Origin of the sequence: Paenibacillus mendelii (assembly GCF_024498075.1) — a bacterium.
Lineage (GTDB): Bacteria > Bacillota > Bacilli > Paenibacillales > Paenibacillaceae > Paenibacillus_Z > Paenibacillus_Z mendelii.
The window spans coordinates 1-21,710 of record NZ_JANHOF010000030.1; the positions used below are offsets into that span (position 1 = coordinate 1).

The following is a 21,710-nucleotide window of genomic DNA, read 5'->3' on the forward strand; positions in this document are numbered from 1 at the left end:
TGACCTAGTTGAACTGCTTCGCTTGATTCATACAGAGAGTAACTTGTTTCTACAAAAACTAAACTAAGTTTCTTTAGACCTGTAAATTCTTGGTTTAGTAGACAGCAATGAAACCGTGACAACACAACAAATATTATTGAACGGGACACGATAGTTCAATAAGACAGATCAGCAGCTAGTTACATTACAACGATCGGCTGCTTTTTCATTAAAGTAACGGGCAGGCTGCTGCTACCCGTGGGTGACGTCGTCTTCTTATTAACCGCTTCACAGCCATTTCCTCCAGCTATACCTTAAGGTGTTTTTGCTGGCGTATCTGCCGGTGGTTCATGATGGTACGGATCAAAAGCGCAAAATATTTTATATTTACAAATCTATAAAAGTAGATATAATAATCTGTATGGAACCTTCATTGATTTATAAAGCTTTGTCTAACGAGACACGTAGTCAAATTATGCAATGGTTAAAGAATCCAGAGGAATTCTTTGATGAAAAGCCTTATCTACAGCAAGGCCTCAATTTTCGAATTGGTGTATGCGTGGGAGATATTCAGGCTAAAACGAGACTTGCACAATCTGTTATTTCGAGTTATTTGTTGACTATGCAAAAAGCTGGTTTGTTGGAATCTGAGCGAATTGGGAAGTGGACGTATTATCGTCGAAACGAAAAGACATTACAGGAATTTTCCGAGTTTATTAAAAACAATCTGTAGACGGAAAGGAGGCCTTTTTTTTAGCAATATATATCTATATTTCTGTATATATAAATATGAATGGGGACTTACATTTACAATGGAAAAGGTTAACCGTTTACTTATCATTATTCTGGCTTTAGGCGTATTTGGCATTATTACAACGGAAATGGGTATTATAGGTGTTCTGCCCCAGGTAACTCAAAAGTTTAATATATCGACTTCACAGGCCGGATGGCTTGTAAGTATATTTTCTTTAGTCGTTGCCGTTTCAGGTCCGTTCCTGACATTACTCGCTTCAGGTATTAACCGAAAAGTCATTCTATTAACCGCTGTGCTTATTTTTGCGATTTCAAATATTGTTTATGCGTATACAACCAAGTTCGATGTGATGCTTGTTTTCCGTATTCTCCCTGCTATTTTTCATCCCGTCTTTTTTTCGGTTGCCCTTGTGACCGCAGCCAAACTTGTCCCTCCTGATAAAAGCAGTAAAGCGGTCACAAAGGTTTTCGCCGGGATAACGGTCGGGTTTGCTTTTGGCGTGCCTTTGACTTCTTATCTCGCGGAACAGATTGCGCTGGAAGTCGCTTTCCTGTTTGGAGCTGTTGTTAGCATGATTGCCTTTGTTGGGATACTAGCTTGGCTTCCTTCCATGCCTGTTAAGGAAAAAATGTCTTATGGCAAGCAGCTTGGTATATTACGCAAACCTCAGTTGTGGTTAAATATCGTGACCGTTATTTTAATCTTTGCTTCTATGTTCTCTGTGTATAGCTACTTTACTGAATATCTTGGACAAGTAACACATATGAACGGGTCATGGATAAGTATCATGTTGATGGCCTTTGGTATCATCATGATTTTTGGGAATTTTTTATTTGGGGGCTTTTTGCATAAAAGCATTACAAAGACCGTCATCATGTTTCCTCTGCTATATGGGGCAATTTACTTATTCGTTTATTATCTGGGTTCTTATTTCATTCCGATGGTTGTTATCGTATTCCTTTGGGGGGCAGTGCATTCCGGTGGGCTTATTGTCAGTCAAGCATGGTTAACGGCTGAGGCGAAAGAAGCTCCCGAATTCGGCAACAGCTTATTTGTCTCATTTTCCAATCTTGGAATTACTGTTGGGGTTTCTATCGGTGGTTGGTTTATTTCTCACTTGGGAATACATCAACTCATCTGGTGCGGAATTCTGTTTGCAGTGCTTGCTTTCTTAGTGATCCTGATAAAAATAAAAATGTGCACATCAAACGCAGAGGAAGTAAACGCATATTAAACTACCCCAAAAATTACTCTTAGCACAAACCCAAAAAAGGCAGCACGAAACTAAGCCAATACTGGTCCGCAGAGTTGCAGCAGATATTATAAGCTTCGAACCGCAAATGGCAGAGATTCGCGTTGAGGATAACGGAGTAGTGAAACCATATATGAATTGCGGCAGCCGTCCATCAGGGCGGCTGTCTTGTTGTTTATACAGGGTGAATAATTATGCCGTAAACTTTAAGAGCAATCATAGGGAGGGCTTGTCTTTACAATTCTTTCACCTGCCAAGTAAAGATTATACAACGGAAGTAAATATGTTGTTCTAGTTGACCCAACTGGACGCCGCTAAACTTAAAGCTAAGAAGAGGCTTTATACGCAAATTATCCGTTAGGGGGAAGATTTAATTGAAGCTGAAGAAGAAAGGCGCAGTATTGCTGGCCGGAACGATGGCGATGGTTGCCGTTCTTAGTGCGTGCTCAAATGGAGGAAATGGTGGTGGCGCAGACCCTGCACAGTTAACTGCTCCACAGAATACGGCAAGTGCGACAAATACGCACAGCAGCCCCGATGCGCCAATTACGGTGACGATGGCGTTATCTCAGGCGGTAAACACAACCTTTCCAGAAGGCGAATCGATGGAAAACAATCTTTGGACCAGAACGCTCCTTGAGGAAAGCAACATTCAAATCAAGAGCGAATGGACCGTTGACGAAAGCCAGTACACCGAGAAGCTGAATGTGGCGATTGCTTCCGGCGATTTGCCTGACGTGTTCCAGGTATCGGGCACTCAGCTTCAGCAGCTGGTCGAAGCCGATATGCTTGCAGATTTAACAGATGTGTATAAGGAGAATATTTCGCCGCTGGCGGATGGGAAATTACGGGAAGACGGCAGCGTTGGCCTGGATGCCGTTACGTTCGACGGCAAATTGCTGGCGCTCCCATATACAACCGCTACGATGGACGGATCCACCATGCTGTGGGTGCGCAAGGACTGGCTGAATCGGTTGGGGCTGCCGGAGCCTAAAACGATAGATGACGTGCTCGCCATTTCCAAGGCGTTCAAAAATGACGATCCTGATGGGGACGGCAAGGATGACACGGTAGGTATTGGATTCCGCAAAGATTTGTTTTCACATTTCGGCGGAATAAAAGGATTCGTGAACGGTTTCCATGCATACAGCACATGGATCGAGGATGAAGAGAGCGGACAGCTTGTGAACGGAGCCATTCAGCCGGAGATGAAAGAGGCGTTGACAAAACTGCAGGAAATGTATAAATCGGGCGAGATTGATCAGGAATTTTCGGTTAAAGGCACGACCCAATTGCAAGAGGATATTGCTTCCGGCCGTGTCGGCATGGTGTTCGGAGCGATGGCTGAGCCGCTCGCCAACCTGAATCCATCGGTTCTTAACGATCCTGAAGCCGTATGGGAATGTTATCCGCTTCCTTCCGTTGACGATCAGCCGGCTAAGCCGCAGACCGATTCGATGCCACCTTTTTATTTCGTAGTCAGCAAGCAAAGCGAGCATCCCGAAGCCATTATTAAAATGATGAATTTGAACGTTGAAAAATGGTTTGGAGAAACCGCAGATGCCAAGTTCGACTATGATAACGGATTCCCTACCCATAAATACTTTACAGTTCGCACGTACGGAGCCCGCAAAAACCTGGATAACTACCTCAAAATTAACGAGGCGCTCAAGACGGGCGACACAAGCGGGCTGAATCCAGGGCAGCTCGGCAATTACAACCAAGTAAAACAGTATTTGGACGGCGATAAATCGATGTGGAACTACGCCAAAATATTTGGGCCGGAAGGGTCGCTTGGCATTGTGAACAAATATGTCAACGAGGATCTGCTTCTGCCTAACTCGTATCAAGGCATTCCGACCAGCACCATAGTCAAGCTGACGAGTACAACAGGTGATATAACCGATCAGGCACTCATGAAGATTATATTGGGAGACCCGATCGAATCCTTTGATACCTTTGTTGAGAACTGGAAGAAGCTTGGCGGAGATGAAATTACAGCTGAAGTAAACGACTGGTACGCCAAGCACAAATCCTAAAAACGAGGTGAGTCACATTTCATCATCCGTTAAAAAAATCCGCGCAGCTGGCCTTGTAGCCGCTGCGCGGCCATTTAAGCGCTGTTCGATGCACGCCAGATGGCCGCTGCATTTGATGTTTTTGCCGGGAGCGTTATTGCTGCTCATTTATCATTACATCCCGACCTTCGGATTTGTCATTGCGTTTCAACATTTTATTCCAGCCAAGGGGATAACGGGGTCTGAATGGGTAGGGTGGGAAAATTTTTCTTATTTGATCAAGCTGCCGAATTTTTATAATGTGATTTGGAATACCTTTTATATTTCGATCATGAAAGTAGCCGCCGGTTTAGTTTTTCCAATTGTGATCGCGTTATTGCTGAATGAATTGAGATCAAGGTTTGTGAAGCGGAGCGTGCAGACGCTCATCTATTTGCCTCATTTTATGTCCTGGATCATTCTAGGGGGCATTATGATCGACATTTTGTCTCCGACGAGAGGTATTATAAACCAGCTGCTGGCCGTTTTTGGGATTGAACCGCTGTTTTTTTTGGGCAGCCCCGACATGTTTCCTTACGTGCTGGTTGGATCGGATTTATGGAAGGATTTTGGCTTTAGCACGATAGTTTATTTGGCCGCACTGACAGGCATTAATCCGAATCTATATGAGGCCGCCGTTATAGACGGAGCGAACCGCTGGAAACAGACTGTGTATATTACACTGCCGGGAATGGCTCCTGTTATTATCCTGATGGCTACGCTTAGCCTGGGACAAATACTGAATGCCGGTTTCGAACAGGTGTTTAATCTATACAACCCGGCCGTTTACGAGACAGGGGATATTATTGATACGCTTGTATACCGGATGGGATTGGTTCAAGCGCAATACAGCCTTGCGACGGCTGTTGGGTTATTTAAATCCTTCGTATCACTCATCCTGATTTCGTTCTCCTATATGCTGGCATACCGGTTTGCCAATTACCGAATCTTCTAGACAAAGGTGGGTTATTTTTGGTCGAGGACAGATCCTGGACAGCGAGAACGTTAAGTACAGTTAACTATACGTTCATGATAATGTTGTCGCTGCTTTGTGTACTCCCCTTAATTCATATATGGGCCATTTCGCTGAGCTCCAACATGGCCGTCTCCTCCGGAGCCGTGACGTTGTGGCCGGCAGATTTTACGTTGGATGCTTACCGATACGTGCTTGGCAAGCCGGATTTCCTGCGATCCCTGGGTGTAACGACTAAGCGGGTGCTGATCGGCGTTCCGATCAATTTGCTGCTTGTTGTGCTGATGGCTTATCCGCTCTCGAAGGAGCGGAATGTCTTTCCATGGCGGACGGTCTATGCCTGGTTCACCGTCTTTACGATGCTCGTTCATGGTGGTCTTATTCCAACCTATATGACGATTCGGGAAACCGGGATCATGAATTCGGTGTGGGCGCTCATTTTACCCGGTGCGGTTCCGGTGTTCAGCGTTGTGCTGCTGCTTAATTTTTTTCGCCAATTGCCAAAAGAGCTGGAGGAGGCGGCTTTTATCGACGGGGCGGGGCATTTTACGCTGCTGTTCCGTATTATCATTCCGCTTTCTCTTCCCGCTCTGGCCACCATTACACTGTTCTCAACGGTCGGGCATTGGAATGCCTGGTTTGACGGAATGATTTTTATGAAATCGCCGGAGCATTATCCGCTGCAAACCTATTTAAGAACAATTATTATTGAGCTTGATCTGACTTCGCTTGGCTCTGAGGACGCCATTCGTCTTGCGGAAAACGTTTCGGAGCGAACGACCCGTGCTGCGCAAATTTTTCTCGGTTCGCTGCCCATTCTGCTGGTCTATCCGTTCCTGCAAAAATATTTCATGAAAGGCATCGTAATGGGGAGCGTTAAGGGATAGCAGTTTAAGGCAATCGGAACTAACTATAAGCGGAGGGGTGTGGAAGGTATAGAAGCTAATGAAGCTATTGAAGTTATGGAAGCGAAGGAAGCAGTTATAATGAGGTGGACGGCAAAATGGATCTGGGGCGGATCGGAGAGCAGCCCCCGCAACGAGTGGAGATGTTTTCGCAAGACGTTTGTCTTGAATTCCGGAGATTGGGAAGAAGGCATGCTCTCGATTTCCGCGGATTCCAGATACGTTCTGTATGTAAACGGAACAAGGGTTGGCCGTGGGCCAAGCCGCAGCTGGCCAAGCGAGCAGTCGTTCGATACGCATGAGGTTGGCCATTTGCTTAAAGCCGGCATGTCGAACACAATTGCCGTCCTGGTTCAGCATTATGGCGTTTCGAATTTTTATTACATTCGCGGCCGGGGAGGACTGCTCGCGCAGCTTGATTTGCGCCTTGGGCAGGAGACGGTGCGGCAGGTGGCGACCGACGATACATGGCGCACTTCCCGCCATGAAGGGCAGGGCAAGCGGGTGCAGCGTATGTCGTCCCAGCAGGGGTTTGTCGAGCGGATCGATGCCAGGCTTTGGGATGAACAATGGATCGAGCCGGACTTTAATGACGGCTGCTGGACGCATGCCTGCATTGTCGGTGAAGTCGGCACGGCTCCGTGGACAGCATTGTTGCTGCGAACGATACCTCCATTGGCGGAGGAAACGGTGTATCCTTCCCGAGTGGAATCCTTAAGCCAGGTTGTTCCCATTCCATGGACCGGGTGCATTGACTTGCGCAATCATATGATTCCGGGAAGCGAAACCGATGCCAATGCAACCCATTACGCAGGTTACGTGGCGACACTCATTCGGACCGGCAAGCCTGCGAAAGCGGTTATCGGGCTGCTATACGCGCTTCCGATCTTACAGGGCGCATTCGTGAACGGCGTTTATTATCCAAAAAAAAAGTTGAAGGCAGTACAAACGCAGCGCTATGTGGAGGTTGACCTGCAGAGCGGAGACAACCTGCTAATGATCGTACTGGCGGGAAGCGATCACAGCCGGGGGTTGTTTATCGGAGTAGATTGCTCGGAGCCATTCGAGCTTGTATCTCCCGTAGGCGTTGCAGGAGACGATGTATCGCCGTTCGTGTCGATCGGCCCGTTCATAAGCTACGAGTATCTCGACCATCAATATGGCCCGGAGGAAAAAGCGAAGCAGCGGGTCATCGAGGCTTGCGCCGCATTTGGCTCTGATCTGCCTGATATGGCGCCGGAAGCCGCCCAGACGATTGAATGGTTCCGCGCTGTCGGGCAGTCGGCTGGCGCCGACGAGCTGGACGCTTATTCGCGCTGGATCAGGCCAATCTCGAATACTTACGTGAGCGAGGAATCCGTCTTCGCGCATGCTATCTGGAAGAAGCAATCGATCGCGATGCCGGTTCCGGCTGCGCTTCAGCATTTGACAGCCGCTCATGCCGTCCCGTCCTTCATCCCTGTTTATGAAGAGCAGGATACGGAGATCATCGTCGATTTCGGGCGTCAAGGTTCCGGTTATATCCAATTCAAGGTCGAGGCGGAAGCGGGTACCGTTCTGGATTTCTATGGTTTTGAGCATATGCATGAGGGCTGGATTCAATACACGACATATTTGGATAACTCGCTGCGCTACATTTGCCGTGAAGGGCACCAACAATATACTTCAAATGTCAGGCGCGGCTTCCGTTATTTAATGGTGACGGTGCGGGGAGCCCGTACTCCGGTGAAAATAACGGGCATTCAGCTTCTGCAAAGCCACTATCCTGTAGCGGAGACCGGCCGGTTCCTGTGCCCGGATCAAACGCTGAACGAGATTTGGCGGATTAGCCGCCATACGGCGAAGCTTTGCATGGAAGACACCTTTGTGGATTGCCCTGCCTACGAGCAGACCTTTTGGGTGGGAGACAGCCGCAACGAGGCGCTGATCAGCTATTATTTGTTCGGCGGCGAGGAGCTGGTGAAGCGCTGCCTGGAATTGGTGCCGGGCTCCGCAAGCCAGACGCCGCTTTATGCGGATCAGGTACCAAGCGGTTTCAGCAGCGTTATCCCGAACTGGACGTTCTTTTGGGTAAACGCTTGCGAGGAGTATTACGAACGAACGGGAGACAGATCGTTTGCCGCCGGCATTTGGCCGCATGTTGCCTATACGCTTGATCATTATTTGAAGCTGTTGAACGAAAACGGGCTTCTGTCGCTGGATGCCTGGAACTTTCTGGATTGGGCTCCTATCGACCAGCCGCGGGAAGGCATTGTAACCCATCAGAATATGTTTCTGGTCAAAGCGCTTCAGAGCGCCGCGGAGCTGGGCGGACTGGCCGGGGACGGGAAGAAGGCGTCACAATACCGGGAAACAGCCGAGCGGCTTTCGGCTGCTATTAACAGGCATCTGTGGCAGGAGGAGAAACAAGCCTATCTCGATTGCATCCATTCGGACGGGCGGCCATCGGATATATTCAGCATGCAGACGCAGGTTGTTGCTATTTTGTGCGGCATCCCGAACGGCGAACGGAAAGAAATGCTTATGCATTACCTGGTATCGCCGCCAAGCGGCTTTGTGCCAATCGGCAGTCCGTTTATGTCTTTCTTTTATTACGAGGCGCTGGCGCAAGCGGATCAGCATCGTTATATGGTAGACGACATGCGCAGGCAGTATGGTCAAATGCTCGATTACGAAGCGACGACCTGCTGGGAAATGTATCCGAAAATGAAGGAGGGCCGTATCGACCCTTACAACCTAACGCGAAGCCATTGCCACGCCTGGTCGGCGGCGCCCGGTTATTTCCTCGGCGCTTATGTGCTTGGAGTGCAAAGCACGGCGCCTGGCATGCGCAAGGTAAAGATTGAGCCGCATCCTTGCGGCCTTGAATGGGCAAGGGGCAGCGTGCCGCTGCCGGGCGAAGGGCGGATTGACGTATCGTGGCGCATGGAGGAAGATTCATGCATGTTGCTACGGGTATGGCTGCCGGCGGCGATCGAAGCGGAAGTGCGTTTGCCTGTTGGCGTGGAGGGCAACGTTGAGATTTACCGCCTGGGAGAGTAAACGGAATCTATTTGAATATTGCGGGATGTCCTTGTTTAAAAAAGGACATTCCTATTTTATTGTGGAATGCCTTTAAAGAAAGGGGGAGCTAATGAAGCGACGCGCCAAATACTCCAAAATCTATACAAATTTGATATTCGCCTTCTTGATCGTCATTGCTCCGATTTATATCGTAAGTTTGAAAATAAACGAATATGGGGAACAGGCAGTAAGGGAAGAGATTGAGCATTCTATGCAATCCCGGGTTCATTTTTATATTCATCTTCTGGAGAACGAATTTTCCAGAATCGTTTATATGCAGAAGGCTTTCATTAATGACCGGGAGCTTCTCCGTTTAGGCACAGCCTCACAGGCTTTGAGCAGCAACGAATTTCGCGAAGCGGTCTATTCGGTCAATTCGAGGTTGAAGTCGATGATGAATTCTAGCGAATACATCGCCGATGCCGATGTGTTCCTTCCGGAAGCGGAACGAATCGTTTCGGTCGTTTCCTTGTTTGACAAGCTGCCGACGGAAGAATACGAAGCACTGAAGTCGACCGATGGCAGCAACCCGTTTGTCTACTGGAACAACCGTCTGTTCGTCAGTTTTCCCTATTCGGAATTGGCGCTCATCAACAACGAAAGTCCCGTGTTTCTCGTTAGCGCTGAAATATCGCAGAAGGAAGTCACGGAAGTGCTGGATCGGCTCAAAATTGACAGCCGTGGAGGGGCTATGATTATCGGCGTCGACGGAGAATGGATCGTGTCGAGCGATGGGGAAAGAAGCATTGAAATGCGAGCCGCCTTACCGGCCATCGCAGGCAAGAAGACGGATCCTGGGGGCACTATTTCCCTATTCGAAATTGAAGGGGAGAGGCATTGGGTCGCTATGGAGCGCTCGGATTCGCTTGGCATCACACTTGCGATGTACATGCCCGAAGAAGCGTTGCTGGGAAAGCATAAACGCTACGAGGGATGGTTCTGGCTGCTGTCGGGTATTTCCGTACTAGTTGTCGCGCTATTTTCCTATTGGATCTTCCGTCAAATTCATCAGCCGATCAAGAGGCTTGTTCGCGCCTTTGAGCAGGTAGAGAAAGGTAATTTGGCTGTCTCCGTTACGGAAAACCGGTCAGACGAGTTCAACTACTTGTATAGACAATTTAATGCGGCGGTCAAAAAGATCGACGAGCTTATTCATGAGGTTTACGAGCAAAAGTATCGGGCCAATCTGTCCGAGCTTCGCCACTTGCAATCGCAAATTAATCCGCATTTTTTATATAATAGCTTTTTTATATTATCCCGGATGACGAAATATGAAGATTACGAGAGCATTAACAAGCTTTCCAATTATTTGGGTGCTTATTTTCGCTTCATTACAAGAACGCATGCGGAAGAGGTTTCGATGGAAGAAGAGGCCGAGCACGCAAAAACCTATGTCCATATCCAGACCTTTCGCTTTGAAGAACGTATTGAAGCCGATTTTGCCGAGCTGCCCGGCGAATATGCGGGAGTGCGGACGCCGCGTCTTATTTTGCAGCCGATTGTAGAAAACGTATATGAGCATGGGCTTAAAAATAAGTAAGGGGCGGATTTCTGCGTGTTAGCTTCTCCGGGTTTGAGGATCATTTGGTTATTGCTATTGAAGATAACGGAGAAGGCATGGCAGAGGACGACTTCAGGCAATTGACCCGCAACCTTGAGCAACTTGGCGATGATATGGAGACGACCGGTCTAGTCAATGTACATCGCAGACTCAAACTGCGCTATGGCGCGGAAGGCGGTTTGCAGCTCACGAATGCTCCGGGGAGCGGATTTAAGGTGGAAATCTTCATTCCGAGGGAAAGGCAGGATGCCGATGTATAACATTATGATTGTCGACGATGAACCGAAGATTGTAGATATGCTGTACGAACATCTGATGGAATGGAGAATGGTCGAGTTAGAAGTGTATCGGGCTTACACGGCATTCGAAGCGCTGGAAACGATCGAGAGAACGAAAATCCATATTGTCCTGACGGATATCAATATGCCCGGCATGAGCGGATTAGAGCTTCAAGCGAAAATTTCAAGACTATGGCCCAGATGCAAGATCATTTTTCTAACGGGGTACAATGATTTCGAATTTATCCAAACCGCGCTTCGAAATGGAGCTTTCGATTTTATATTAAAAATCGAAGACGATGAGGCGATCATCGCTGCCATAAACAAGGCGCTCGCCAAGCTTCAAAGCGATATGGCACTCGAGCAATATATGTTTCAAGCGGAGCAGCAGTTGAAGACCGCTTTGCCATCGCTGCAAAAGGAATTTATATGGAGCCTGCTCCAGGGAGAATTGTCCTCCGGACAAATAACGCAAGAAAGGTTCCGGGAGCTTAGGCTGCCATTGAATCCGGAACTCGGCATTCTGCTGATTGCTGGCCGGGTGGATCGGTGGCCGGACGAAATCAGCCCTTCGGATAAAACGTTGTTCACTTACGCCATTGACAATATTGCTGCCGAATATTTGGGGACCTCGTGTACGGTATATTGCTCGCATCATTTTTCCAATCTCATCTGGCTTATCCAGCCTTCCTCCGAGATGGAAGGTTTGTCGGGTTGGAAGGAATGTGCGATCTTTGTCTACGGCATGCTGTCGGATATTCAGGTGACGCTCGAGAAGCTGACCAAGCTGCCCGTATCTCTCGCTGTCAGCAGCGCTGCACACGATTGGCCGGATGTGCCGGTTCAGTATTTGAAGCTGCAGCAATTATTATGGCAGGGTTTCGGGCTGGACAAAGAAATTATATTGCAGGATCAAAGCCTACCCGCTCAATCGATTGACACCAAGATCGGGGAAGACAAAAGCAAACAGGAAATTGTACTTTTGCTAAGAAAGGCGAAGAGTCTGCAGGATTATTTGGAGAGCGGGCAAAGAGAGCGGTATTTCGAGTTGTATGCCCAAATTTCCTTCATGGCGCATGAACTGTCCAAAACAATGGGCTATAACGGTTATTTGGCGGAGATCCAGCTTGCACTGACCTCCGTCTTATTGTCCTATATCAATCAGGCCGGACTTCTCCATTCCGAGTCTTTGAATATGCAGCTTGAACCGCTGCTTGGCAAAAGCAGCTTTCACTCCTGGAAGGAGGCAGATCTTTATTTTGCACGGCTTGCCGAGCATCTTTTCTCCACGCAAGGAAGCGAGCAAATGGACCGGACGACAAGGATTGTCGCTATCGTAAACCAATATATCGATCAGCATGTAGACACCAGCCTGTCGCTTGATATTTTGGCTGATCAGGTCTATTTGCATCCGGCTTATTTGTCCCGGCTGTATAAGCAAGCGACCGGACGCAGGCTTTCCGATTATATCAAGGATGTCCGAATCCAGAAGGCGAAGGAGCTGCTGGCCGATCAAAAGCTGAAGGTTCATGAGGTAGCCGCGCGAGTCGGCTTTGAGACATCGTATTATTTTTCCAAGGTGTTCAAGAAGGAGATGAATCTTACGCCGCAGGAATACAGGGATCGCTGCGGCAGCATTGACATGAAATCATGATTGTGAGATCAGAAATAGGTTCATAAACGTTACAAACCAAACCGGCACCCTCGGAACATTGTCCTTGCTCGCCGAGCATGGCGTCGAGAAACTAAGCATTGAAATGATCGCTCAACGTGCGTGCACTGTAAGAGGACAAGAACATATATATTGTCTTCTTACAAGTTGTTCCGCGGAGGCAGCAGGGCGGAGGAACGACCTGCCGTCGTTGCATCCACCCAACGATCCGGATCGTCGACTTGGCATCCTGTTCGCAGGATCTATGGACGGAGGCTTTCCCCCTTTTGGGAAGCAAACAGAAACCGGCAATATCCTATTTCCGCAGCATTCTTCATAAGCTCCACATTGAGCCAGGCGGAAAGTTCATAAAACGGCTTGTCGCTGAAGGGCCAATTGGTTCGAGTACGTTCATGGTATTCATTAGGGGTTAGCGTGGCCACTGAAGCTTCCCATTTTTCTTTTAATTGATAAATACGAACGACTGCCTCGCTTGAGCTTCCGGGACAGGGGACAGATTCACGCTGCAGCGTTCCATCTCCGAACGAATGGTCCATGGTCATGGACCACCAAAAGATTATATGCCAGGTCAGCCAAGCGATGCTTGGAGGTCCGATATCATAACTCTCCGATTCGGGCCAATCTGCACGCCAGATTCCCGAATCGTTTCTCACATGAAGTCCTTGTGCTGCCGGTCTCCAGCGATATTCTTCGTCACTAAGCCCGGTTAGATGAATGTCTAGCAGTTGACATGAGATTTGGTACTGGAATTGAATAATACCCTGACCTGTATCATCAGGCGAAAACAATTTTTTTGTGGTTGGTCCCTATCAGAGTAAGATGGAGAACAAGGATGAGCAAAACAACATGCAATGGGCATTAGACCAGTCTTTCAATGGCGGTAACCAAGAAAAGTTGCTTAAGCTAACGGGACACGCTAATTCAAAAGGCAAGCAGATTAAAACCTCAACTTAGAAGCAAACTAGATTTAATAGCTTCTTAAGGGAGGTTTTGTTATGAACTTGAGTGAGTTAAGGCGGTTGTACGACGCTGATAAACGTATTTAAGGATTTAGTCCGAAAACATTAAAAGCTTACGTCCTCCAGCACAAAATGTTGATGTTGGAACTTGGCGATCTCGAAATATCAGAGATAACGTTAACAATGCTGAAGGAGTATTTGGCCAAACAAGCAGATCGGTTAAAGCCTAGCAGCCTAGGGCATCGAATTCGTTTTGTTCGTTCCCTTTTTCGTTAATCTTATGAAGAGACGTATCTGAATTCAAATCCCTCTCTAAAATTAAGAGAGCCAAAATTGGATAAGCGTATTCCTAAGTTTTTGATCGAGGAAGATGTTATTCACTTATAGATCTCTTGTCAGTCACTTAGGGAACGAGCGCTGCTTGAATTTCTCTACTGTACCGGCTGCCGAGTTGGTGAAGTGGAGAAGATAAACATCGAGGATCTCAACTGGGAAAATCGCTTTGCAATAGTTAATGGCAAGGGCTCAAAGCAGAGAGAAGTTTACTTTACGACGGAGTGCAAAGTATGGTTAAAGAAGTACCTGGGTAGCCGTGCTGACTCCTGTAGAGCCTTATTCGTAACCGATACACATCCCACTAAACGAATGGCTATTCCTACGATCAGGTGGGCTATGAAACGGCTTGCAGATCGGGGAGAAATCGAAGCAAATGTATATCCTCATCGCTTTAGACATACCTATGCGTGCCAACTACTTGATAACGGTGCACCACTGGATTTCATCCAAGGTATGCTGGGGCATGAAAAAGCATCAACCACGCAAATCTATGCTCAGCTCCGTGGCGAGCGCCGGAGAGAACTTTATCGGCAATTTTTTAGCACAGAACAGCGGTGGATTCGTCTTTAGAGATCCGCCGCTATTCAACTAAAGAGCAGATTACCGTGGTAGCAACAAAGCCCACCGATATTATTTTCGGGCGGGCTTTTGCTCTTGCTCTTATTTTTAGGCAGTCGGTCCCACGGTGGTGATCATCCACATTACGCCGTATTTGTCTTCGATGTGGCCGTACAAAGCGCCCCAGAATGCCGGCTCCAACGGGCACTTCACCTTGCCGCCTTCAGCTAGCTTATCGAAGGCATCACGGGCTTCGGCGTCTGTTGTGAACTCGAGACTCAGATTTATGGCGTTCCCCCGAATGATCGGCTCAAATACGGAATCGGACATTAAGAAGTTAATTCCTCCGGCCATCAGACTCAAGTTAACGACTTTGTCCTTGAGCTCTTCCTTTGCTTCCGGAAGCTGTCCATGCGTCATAACGGACAGGATCTCTCCGCCGAGAGCATAAGTGTAGAACTCAGCTTGAGCTCTTGCGTCCTCCGACATAATATAAGTTGTTTGTTTTGCCATCTTATAACATCCTTTCATCCCTTGGTTTGGACTGTTCGAACTCAGCCTCTATGAAGACAACGAATGCGAAATAATAAAATCGACAGATTCCAAAAAAAATACTTTATCTTTTTTTAGCATGTCAATTTGGTCTCGAAGATCGGCCTCCATGGCACGTTTTTGGATCTCGCACCGATTCAACATCCCAAAGAACTGGCGGAGCTCAATTTCGTTCTCACCGTAGCCGCCCGGATCCTGCATGTACATCGCCCACTCGATCGCTTCTTCCTCTGATTCGAAGAAATAAAGATGGTCGAGTTGAAGTGTTTCTTGAATGTAATGTTAATGTCCAAGGCTGCCACTGTTTCCTATATTCGAGTCAGTCTATCGTAAAAGAATACTTTATTGCACCTGTCACTCGACCTTGGGCATGGGAGCGTCGAGGAACGGCGGGATGATCGGAAGCAGCAGATCGGTGCGTTCTAGAATGTTAAAATGAGTTGTACCCGGGAGCACAGCGAGCTGTGCATTCGTGAGGCCTCCCATCGAACCGTCCGCCTTGCCACCGCCGAGCAGTCGAAACATTTCCAAAGCGTGATCGGGGCGAACTTTATCGGAATCCCCAAGCAAGATCAACATAGGAGCCTTGATCGCCGAAATGTCCTTCGTCCAGTCGTAATGCTTTGTTTGGAATTGTTTCATTTTGGCGATCAGCGTCGGCCAGTCTTCGGGCTTCGGCGCTGCTTTGATATATACTTCATGTATCGGGGTTCCGACCATAGCTTCGGCATTCATCGACGCCATTCCCGCGAGAACTTCGGGGTACCACCCCTCGCTCTTGTAGGGCGTCGAGGCGACCACCAATTTGCGCACCACATCCGGGTGCCGGATGGCGGTCTGCAGGGCAACGCCTCCGCCCATGGAAAAGCCGAAGACGTCGGCATTATCGAGTCCGAGATGCTTGATCAAGGCAGCGGTGTCGTCCGCCATCTGCTCGTAGCTCAACGGCCGATCAATGTCGGCCGTGTGCCCATGAGCTTGTAGCTCGACTGCAATGACCTGCCGAGTCTTCGCAAGGGCTGGCATAAGTTGTCCGAACAACATGTCGATTGTGCCCAAGCCGCCGTGAAGCAGAATCAGCGGTTCTCCAGTGCCTTGAATCTCGTAATACATTTTGAGGCCGTTCACGGAAGCGTAGCTGCCCGACTTCGTTTGGGCTGTTTGCGACTCCATGAATTGAATTGTATTATGCAACCAAACCGCTGCCTCCCCCCGAGTCATTTCCTGCTTCGGATATGCCAAAGGCTTCCCGTCTGGAGTGGCAATTTTGTACAAATAAATCCTTTGTATGCTGTCTTTATATTTGGCGTCGATTTGATCGGCGTCCTCGAAGATGATTGGCATTTGTTCAACCGGGAACGATCCTTTTGTGTCTAATGCTTTAATCAGCATATCTGCGTATTGTTCCCGGGTAATTATAGCTTTGGGATTAACATTTTTCGGGATGTCAAGCCCGTTCATTTTCGCAATAATAAAGGCTTCCGCATACCATACGTGATTAGGAACGTTCGCGAAATAATCGGTTGCCTCCGGCTTTTTTACAAAACTAGCGTTGTCGATATTCAGATTTATGCCTTTTACGATTAAGCTTACGCTTTGAGCAAAGTTAATTTTGTCGCGCGGAGCAAAATGGTCGCTATCCACTCCGGAAACAATGCCTCGTTCCTTCAGATTAAGAATAGCTCCTTTTTCAGTCTCGTCCAGATCGTTAAACGCAGACACAGAACCACTCAATAATGTACAAGCCAACACGATAGCAGAAATAAAGGTTACCAACTTCTTCACTTTACCCACTCCTTTTCAATTGATTTCTAATCGTTTCTCCTACACAATTTTGCTCGTTGTCATGATGATTTCTCCACAGGCAGATTGGTTACGCGGACCATGCTGCTTACCTGGGCTGGGGATCAGGATTAACTCGCTTTCGGCTCGGTGGTGATCATCCACATTACGCCGTATTTGTCTTCGATGTGGCCGTATAAGGCACCCCAGAATGCCGGCTCCAACGGGCACTTCACCTTGCCGCCTTCAGCTAGCTTATCGAAGGCATCACGGGCTTCGGCGTCTGTTGTGAACTCGAGACTCAGATTTATGGCGTTCCCCCGAATGATCGGCTCAAATACGGAATCGGACATTAAGAAGTTAATTCCTCCGGCCATCAGACTCAAGTTAACGACTTTGTCCTTGAGCTCTTCCTTTGCTTCCGGAAGCTGTCCATGCGTCATAACGGACAGGATCTCTCCGCCGAGAGCATAAGTGTAGAACTCAGCTTGAGCTCTTGCGTCCTCCGACATAATATAAGTTGTTTGTTTTGCCATCTTATAACATCCTTTCATCCCTTGGTTTGGACTGTTCGAACTCAGCCTCTATGAAGACAACGAATGCGAAATAATAAAATCGACAGATTCCAAAAAAATACTTTATCTTTTTTTAGCATGTCAATTTGGTCTCGAAGATCGGCCTCCATAGCACGTGTTTTTGGATCTCCCACCGATTAATACCATTCCCTCATTCGTTCAAGGAAATGGGGCTCAAATAAAACAAGAGAGGCCTATTTGTTTGAATCTTTGCAAAAATAAAGAATGAAGACTAAGGAGTGAAAGTCTCCAATATACCTCGTTGGGTCGCTCTCCCGGAGCCTCTCCTGCGTCAATGTAAATGGTCGTTGAAACCATGAGTTTCCTATGCTAAGCTTTATTTATTCTTTCAGAACGGAGGGCTACGTGTGATAAATTTTTCCCGATTGAGAAAGCAATGCAAATAATTGCAGTTTGCTATTCAGCTCTGTCTGTGCGCAGAGTAATCGGGATTGGTCTGCCTATCCACGGATGCCCTTATTATTTATGTAAGAGAGAGGACTTTCTCTGATGAGATTGGGAATAGTCATCTTTTTTATGTATGAGAGGATAATAGTGCATTCCTTTTTCGATTACGATCACACAGGCATCAATTCGTCTGTGTTTTTTTATTATCTTATAAAAAGGAGTGCTTTTTCCCAATGACAACACTGCATTCAAACGATCATCAAGACGTTATAGATGAAATGTTATCCATCGCTATTCAAAAAATCCTATTTTAAACAGTAGATTTGTAGAAGCTGAAACGCCTTATTGGGAGAAATGTACAGATCGTTCAGTCGAGTTCATATTGTCGGTTCAGAATTGTGAAGATAATGAAAGGGAAGCAGTAATAGAAGCCTATCTTGCGCAGCCGATCGATTGGATTAACGGTCCTATGTTGGAGGTGCGGTTGTTTAGATCCGATCATGATTCCCTGTGCTTGAAAATTTCGCATCTTTGCATGGATGGGGCAGGGGTGAAAGAGTTTATACGGCTCTTGGCTGCGCTATACACGCGGCTATATGAGAGGGAGTCATACCATTCGATCCATCAAGAAATGATGGAAGGCAAACAAGGTTTTCGGGATCAAGCCCCTTTGTTTGCTGCTGCGGGTATAACAGATATTTCGTCAGCCTTCCACCAGCACGTAGAGACCGCTTCCCTCTGGTCTTTCCCATCCTCTTCACAAGATAACCTAACTCCTGTTATAGCTATGAGAAGCATGGAGCCGCATCATACGGAAAAGCTCATTAACCGAACAAAAGCAGTTGGGGCAACGATCAATGATGGATTGCTTGCGGCGTATTTCCGCTCCATCGCCAAGCAAGCGGTCTACATGGAGCCTCGTACCAAGAGAAAGGCCATTGGCATGACAATCGATCTGCGCCGATATTTGCCCAGCCTTACAACCGGAGCATTGTGCAATTTGTCCGGCATGGAGATGCCTGAGATTGAATTGAACGAAGGTGAACTGTTTGAGACAACTTTGGAAAAAGTGAAACGCGCCATGGATACGATTAAGGAGAGTAAGCCCGGCATGTCTTCTGCGGCAGGGATGGAGAAAATGGCGGCAATGCCTTTTTCTACTGCAAGAGCAGTGATGGCCAAGCAGCATGAAATGGCCTGCCAGCAGAAAATGACATTGCCGCTGATGACCAATTTCGGCGTCATATCAGAACATGATATCCAATTTGGAGCTTGCTATGCGGTAAAGGGTTTCATGACTTCGCCGATCATGTATGCCCCGTTTTTCTGTATGGGTGCAAGCTCGTATCGCAATATACTCACATTGTGTGTAGGCTATCATACACCCGCTGTTTCAGAACATGAGGTGAGCAGGCTTCTGGACGATATGATGATGGAGCTGACGAAGTAGACATTCACTACGCCGCAGGGATCCGAAGCGCTCTTATTAGTCGATAATTTTGTAAATGGATTAAATAATTCTTTACTACATTGCATCCAGCAAGAAGTATGCGGAATGGATCTACTACGTTGTGGTGGATTCTTTTTTTTTTACTTATAAAAACGTATTGCATTCAATAAATTACTTATATACACTTAAGTCATGAATTAAATCCTTATCTAGGAGTGCATCAGCGTGTTTCAAGAAGCAAGATTATTGAAAATCCTTGATTATTTAAAACAACATCAATCAATGAGCGTTGCAGAGATATGCTCGATCTTCCAGGTATCCAGAGATACGGCGCGGAGAGATATTGTCAAATTGGTTCAAGAAGGTGTTGTTGCTCGGACGCATGGAGGGGTAGCTCTTCCGGAACTTCAGAAGGAGATCTCTTCCTATCAGGATCGTCTCATTGAGGGGTCTACCAGTAAGAATCATATTGGTAAGCTTGGAGCTAAGCTGATTCACGATCATGAGACGGTATTCTTGGATGTATCGACAACGGTCCAATTTGTCGCAGAACATATTCAGGCGAAACAGATTACCGCTGTTACACATTCGATTGATAATGTAGGCATTCTCTCCAAACGAGATGATTTGAGCATATATGTACTTGGTGGCTATCTACATACCCAGAACCGCCTGTTATATGGTCCTTCCGTCATCGATAAGATTAGTGAAATTCGAGCAGATAAGGCGTATATTGGGGCAACGTCTATCCAGCCAGACGGACTCTACTATCCCTATGAAGAAGATGTTCGAGTGAAGAAGGAAATGGCCAAGCAGTCGGATCAAGTGATTCTAGTTGTGGATCATTCGAAATTCGCGGCAAAATCAAGATTTAAGTTGGATATTGATTATGTGGATATTATCGTGACAGATCAATCCATTTCCAGCGAAATGAGAGAAGTATTAGATCAGAAAAATATCACACTGATTGAATATACAACAACTAATCCTCAGGACGGAGCTGAGTAAAGATGAACAACAAAATCATTCAACATGTCAACGTACTGCTCCCACATCAAATACTACCTTCCGCTGCAGTCTGGGTCACAGACGGGAAGATAGAGCGAATTGCGACACAAGAAGCCCCACCATTTTACGAGGGGTACGAACGGATAGATGGCAATGGGATGTGGCTCATCCCTGGAATGATAGATGTTCATATCCACGGAGCCAATGGCTACGATATGATGGATGGCACAGAGGCTAGTATTCAGGAGGTATCCCAGACATGTGCTGGAACCGGATGCACCTCGTTCTTAGCGACATCCGTAAGTTCTACGATGGATGATCTACTGAACATGATTCGCAGCGTGAAATCGGTGATCGGTCGTGAGCAAGGGGCGAAGATTGCCGGCATTCACTTGGAAGGACCCTATTTGAATCCGAAGCGTAAAGGGATGCAGAATGAGAAGTATCTTCGCCATCCTGATCTCGATGAAATGAAGCTTATTTTTCAGGAAGCCGGTTCACTCATTAAAATGGTGACGATTGCTCCGGAATTACCAGGCGGACTAGAGCTGATTTCTTACTTGAAAGACCAAGGGGTTGTTATTGCTGTTGCGCACTCCGACGCTTCATATGAGGAAGCGAAGGAAGCATTCGGAGCAGGCGCAAGTCATGTGACGCATTGCTTTAACGGAATGAGACCGATCCATCATCGAGACCCCGGTCTAATCGTTGCCGCATTCGAGGAACCTCATGTAAGTCTGCAAGCGATTGTCGACCAAGTACATCTTCATCCTGCAATCATCCGCCTGATGCATCGCATCAAAGGACCCGAAGGGATGGTGCTCATTACAGATGCGCTTCAAGCGATGGGACTGGGCGATGGAGAATACCTGTTTGGCGGCCACCATGTCACTGTTTCCGAGGGAATTGCAAGGTTAGCGGACGGTACTTTGGCATCGAGCACGGTGACGATGAATGAAGCGTTGCGACTAACCGTCGAGAATGGAATATCCTTCACAGATGCTGTACAGATGGCTTCGACATCGCCTGCTCGTATTCTAGGTCTGACGAACAAAGGGAAAATTGAAATTGGCTATGATGCGGATTTTGTCCTCCTCAATGAGAAGTATGAAGTACAATGGACGATGATTGAGGGGCAGCTGGTTTAATTCATTCGCATTCCATTACGGGAACGCATGGTTATCATTATCTTGAGCAAGCGGAGCCCCCTAGGGTTAATATCGCCCCTCTCTATGTGTTAGACAATTAAGTCTAGTGTGGGGAATATGTGCGCCATTTCTATTCTTTGCTATGGTCAGATTTTTGTTCTTACAGGGGCTTAGGCGCTACACGAGTGCAAGTAATTAAAAACTTATATTATTCTTAATTACATGGTGTATAAGCTGCTGAGTCATTTCAGCAGCTTATTATCCTCTTAGCGACCGAGGTGAATGTTATTTGCCAAGACCAGATTATTCGTTTGACAGGAATTCTAACGGAGAACGATAGTAAACAATAAACAACAGGCTGCCGCGGTGGCCTGTTGTTACGCTAAGGGGAGGATAGTTATAAAAAAAACACCTGTGGTCGGTGTTTTTAGATTCGGCTA

General features: G+C 47.2%; 17 protein-coding genes. 13 read left to right on the top strand and 4 right to left on the bottom strand.

Translation table 11 applies throughout. From position 1 onward, the window contains the following. The first annotated feature begins 400 nt into the window (after nt 1–400). From NNL21_RS34760 to NNL21_RS34800, 9 genes are all read left to right on the top strand, one after another. Nucleotides 401–712 (top strand): ArsR/SmtB family transcription factor, encoded by a 312-nt coding sequence (locus tag NNL21_RS34760; protein WP_204822351.1) that lies wholly within the window; start codon nt 401–403, stop codon nt 710–712. 79 nt (nt 713–791) lie between these two features. Continuing rightward, nucleotides 792–1,967 carry an MFS transporter gene (locus tag NNL21_RS34765; protein ID WP_204822327.1) on the top strand — a complete coding sequence of 392 codons (1,176 nt, stop codon included), beginning with the start codon at nt 792–794 and terminating at the stop codon, nt 1,965–1,967. Between the two features lie 392 nt (nt 1,968–2,359). After that, nucleotides 2,360–4,024: an extracellular solute-binding protein gene (locus NNL21_RS34770; RefSeq protein ID WP_204822328.1), complete on the top strand. Its 1,665-nt coding sequence runs from the start codon at nt 2,360–2,362 to the stop codon at nt 4,022–4,024. 88 nt (nt 4,025–4,112) lie between these two features. Then, nucleotides 4,113–4,997 (top strand): ABC transporter permease, encoded by an 885-nt coding sequence (locus NNL21_RS34775; protein ID WP_204822329.1) that lies wholly within the window; start codon nt 4,113–4,115, stop codon nt 4,995–4,997. Nucleotides 4,998–5,014: 17 nt separating this feature from the next. Beyond that, a complete protein-coding gene (locus tag NNL21_RS34780; protein ID WP_373567635.1) occupies nt 5,015–5,902 on the top strand; it encodes a carbohydrate ABC transporter permease in 888 nt (295 codons plus the stop codon). 99 nt (nt 5,903–6,001) lie between these two features. After that, nucleotides 6,002–8,962 carry a family 78 glycoside hydrolase catalytic domain gene (locus NNL21_RS34785; RefSeq protein ID WP_256555683.1) on the top strand — a complete coding sequence of 987 codons (2,961 nt, stop codon included), beginning with the start codon at nt 6,002–6,004 and terminating at the stop codon, nt 8,960–8,962. A gap of 91 nt (nt 8,963–9,053) precedes the next feature. Continuing rightward, nucleotides 9,054–10,523: a sensor histidine kinase gene (locus tag NNL21_RS34790; RefSeq protein WP_204822330.1), complete on the top strand. Its 1,470-nt coding sequence runs from the start codon at nt 9,054–9,056 to the stop codon at nt 10,521–10,523. A gap of 11 nt (nt 10,524–10,534) precedes the next feature. Beyond that, on the top strand, nt 10,535–10,804 hold the full coding sequence (locus NNL21_RS34795; protein ID WP_373567636.1) for a sensor histidine kinase: 270 nt from the start codon (nt 10,535–10,537) through the stop codon (nt 10,802–10,804). Then, nucleotides 10,797–12,476: a response regulator transcription factor gene (locus NNL21_RS34800; protein ID WP_204822332.1), complete on the top strand. Its 1,680-nt coding sequence runs from the start codon at nt 10,797–10,799 to the stop codon at nt 12,474–12,476. The genes NNL21_RS34795 and NNL21_RS34800 overlap by 8 nt, the downstream gene beginning before the upstream one ends. A 260-nt stretch (nt 12,477–12,736) precedes the next feature. On the opposite strand, the gene NNL21_RS34805 is transcribed toward NNL21_RS34800, so the two are convergent. Then, complete coding sequence (locus tag NNL21_RS34805) at nt 12,737–13,282, bottom strand: DinB family protein (protein ID WP_204822333.1); 546 nt, start codon at nt 13,280–13,282, stop codon at nt 12,737–12,739. Nucleotides 13,283–13,870: 588 nt separating this feature from the next. Here NNL21_RS34805 and NNL21_RS34810 point away from each other — a divergent pair. After that, nucleotides 13,871–14,359: a tyrosine-type recombinase/integrase gene (locus NNL21_RS34810; RefSeq protein WP_309145372.1), complete on the top strand. Its 489-nt coding sequence runs from the start codon at nt 13,871–13,873 to the stop codon at nt 14,357–14,359. A gap of 96 nt (nt 14,360–14,455) precedes the next feature. Here NNL21_RS34810 and NNL21_RS34815 read toward each other — a convergent pair whose 3' ends face one another. From NNL21_RS34815 to NNL21_RS34825, 3 genes are all read right to left on the bottom strand, one after another. After that, nucleotides 14,456–14,860 (bottom strand): VOC family protein, encoded by a 405-nt coding sequence (locus NNL21_RS34815; RefSeq protein WP_204822334.1) that lies wholly within the window; start codon nt 14,858–14,860, stop codon nt 14,456–14,458. A gap of 393 nt (nt 14,861–15,253) precedes the next feature. Continuing rightward, nucleotides 15,254–16,684: an alpha/beta fold hydrolase gene (locus NNL21_RS34820; RefSeq protein WP_204822335.1), complete on the bottom strand. Its 1,431-nt coding sequence runs from the start codon at nt 16,682–16,684 to the stop codon at nt 15,254–15,256. A gap of 128 nt (nt 16,685–16,812) precedes the next feature. Then, nucleotides 16,813–17,217 carry a VOC family protein gene (locus tag NNL21_RS34825; protein WP_256555684.1) on the bottom strand — a complete coding sequence of 135 codons (405 nt, stop codon included), beginning with the start codon at nt 17,215–17,217 and terminating at the stop codon, nt 16,813–16,815. 754 nt (nt 17,218–17,971) lie between these two features. Here NNL21_RS34825 and NNL21_RS34830 point away from each other — a divergent pair. The 3 genes from NNL21_RS34830 (at nt 17,972) to nagA (ending at nt 21,270) form a co-directional block, all read left to right on the top strand. After that, the gene (locus NNL21_RS34830; protein ID WP_256555686.1) at nt 17,972–19,114 is read left to right on the top strand and encodes a condensation protein; all 1,143 of its coding nucleotides are present in this window, start codon (nt 17,972–17,974) and stop codon (nt 19,112–19,114) included. Nucleotides 19,115–19,339: 225 nt separating this feature from the next. Continuing rightward, complete coding sequence (locus NNL21_RS34835) at nt 19,340–20,122, top strand: DeoR/GlpR family DNA-binding transcription regulator (RefSeq protein ID WP_204822337.1); 783 nt, start codon at nt 19,340–19,342, stop codon at nt 20,120–20,122. A gap of 2 nt (nt 20,123–20,124) precedes the next feature. Further along, nucleotides 20,125–21,270, top strand: a complete 1,146-nt coding sequence (gene nagA, locus NNL21_RS34840) for an N-acetylglucosamine-6-phosphate deacetylase (RefSeq protein ID WP_204822338.1) — start codon at nt 20,125–20,127, stop codon at nt 21,268–21,270. The last annotated feature ends 440 nt before the right edge of the window (nt 21,271–21,710 follow it).

What these genes read in the sequence shown, in the direction of transcription:
- NNL21_RS34760 (WP_204822351.1), top strand. Translation starts at nt 401, where the DNA reads ATGGAACCTTCATTGATTTATAAAGCTTTGTCTAACGAGACACGTAGT.
- NNL21_RS34765 (WP_204822327.1), top strand. Translation starts at nt 792, where the DNA reads ATGGAAAAGGTTAACCGTTTACTTATCATTATTCTGGCTTTAGGCGTA.
- NNL21_RS34775 (WP_204822329.1), top strand. Translation starts at nt 4,113, where the DNA reads ATGCACGCCAGATGGCCGCTGCATTTGATGTTTTTGCCGGGAGCGTTA.
- NNL21_RS34785 (WP_256555683.1), top strand. Translation starts at nt 6,002, where the DNA reads ATGAGGTGGACGGCAAAATGGATCTGGGGCGGATCGGAGAGCAGCCCC.
- NNL21_RS34790 (WP_204822330.1), top strand. Translation starts at nt 9,054, where the DNA reads ATGAAGCGACGCGCCAAATACTCCAAAATCTATACAAATTTGATATTC.
- NNL21_RS34800 (WP_204822332.1), top strand. Translation starts at nt 10,797, where the DNA reads ATGTATAACATTATGATTGTCGACGATGAACCGAAGATTGTAGATATG.
- NNL21_RS34815 (WP_204822334.1), bottom strand. Translation starts at nt 14,860, where the DNA reads ATGGCAAAACAAACAACTTATATTATGTCGGAGGACGCAAGAGCTCAA.
- NNL21_RS34825 (WP_256555684.1), bottom strand. Translation starts at nt 17,217, where the DNA reads ATGGCAAAACAAACAACTTATATTATGTCGGAGGACGCAAGAGCTCAA.
- nagA (WP_204822338.1), top strand. Translation starts at nt 20,125, where the DNA reads ATGAACAACAAAATCATTCAACATGTCAACGTACTGCTCCCACATCAA.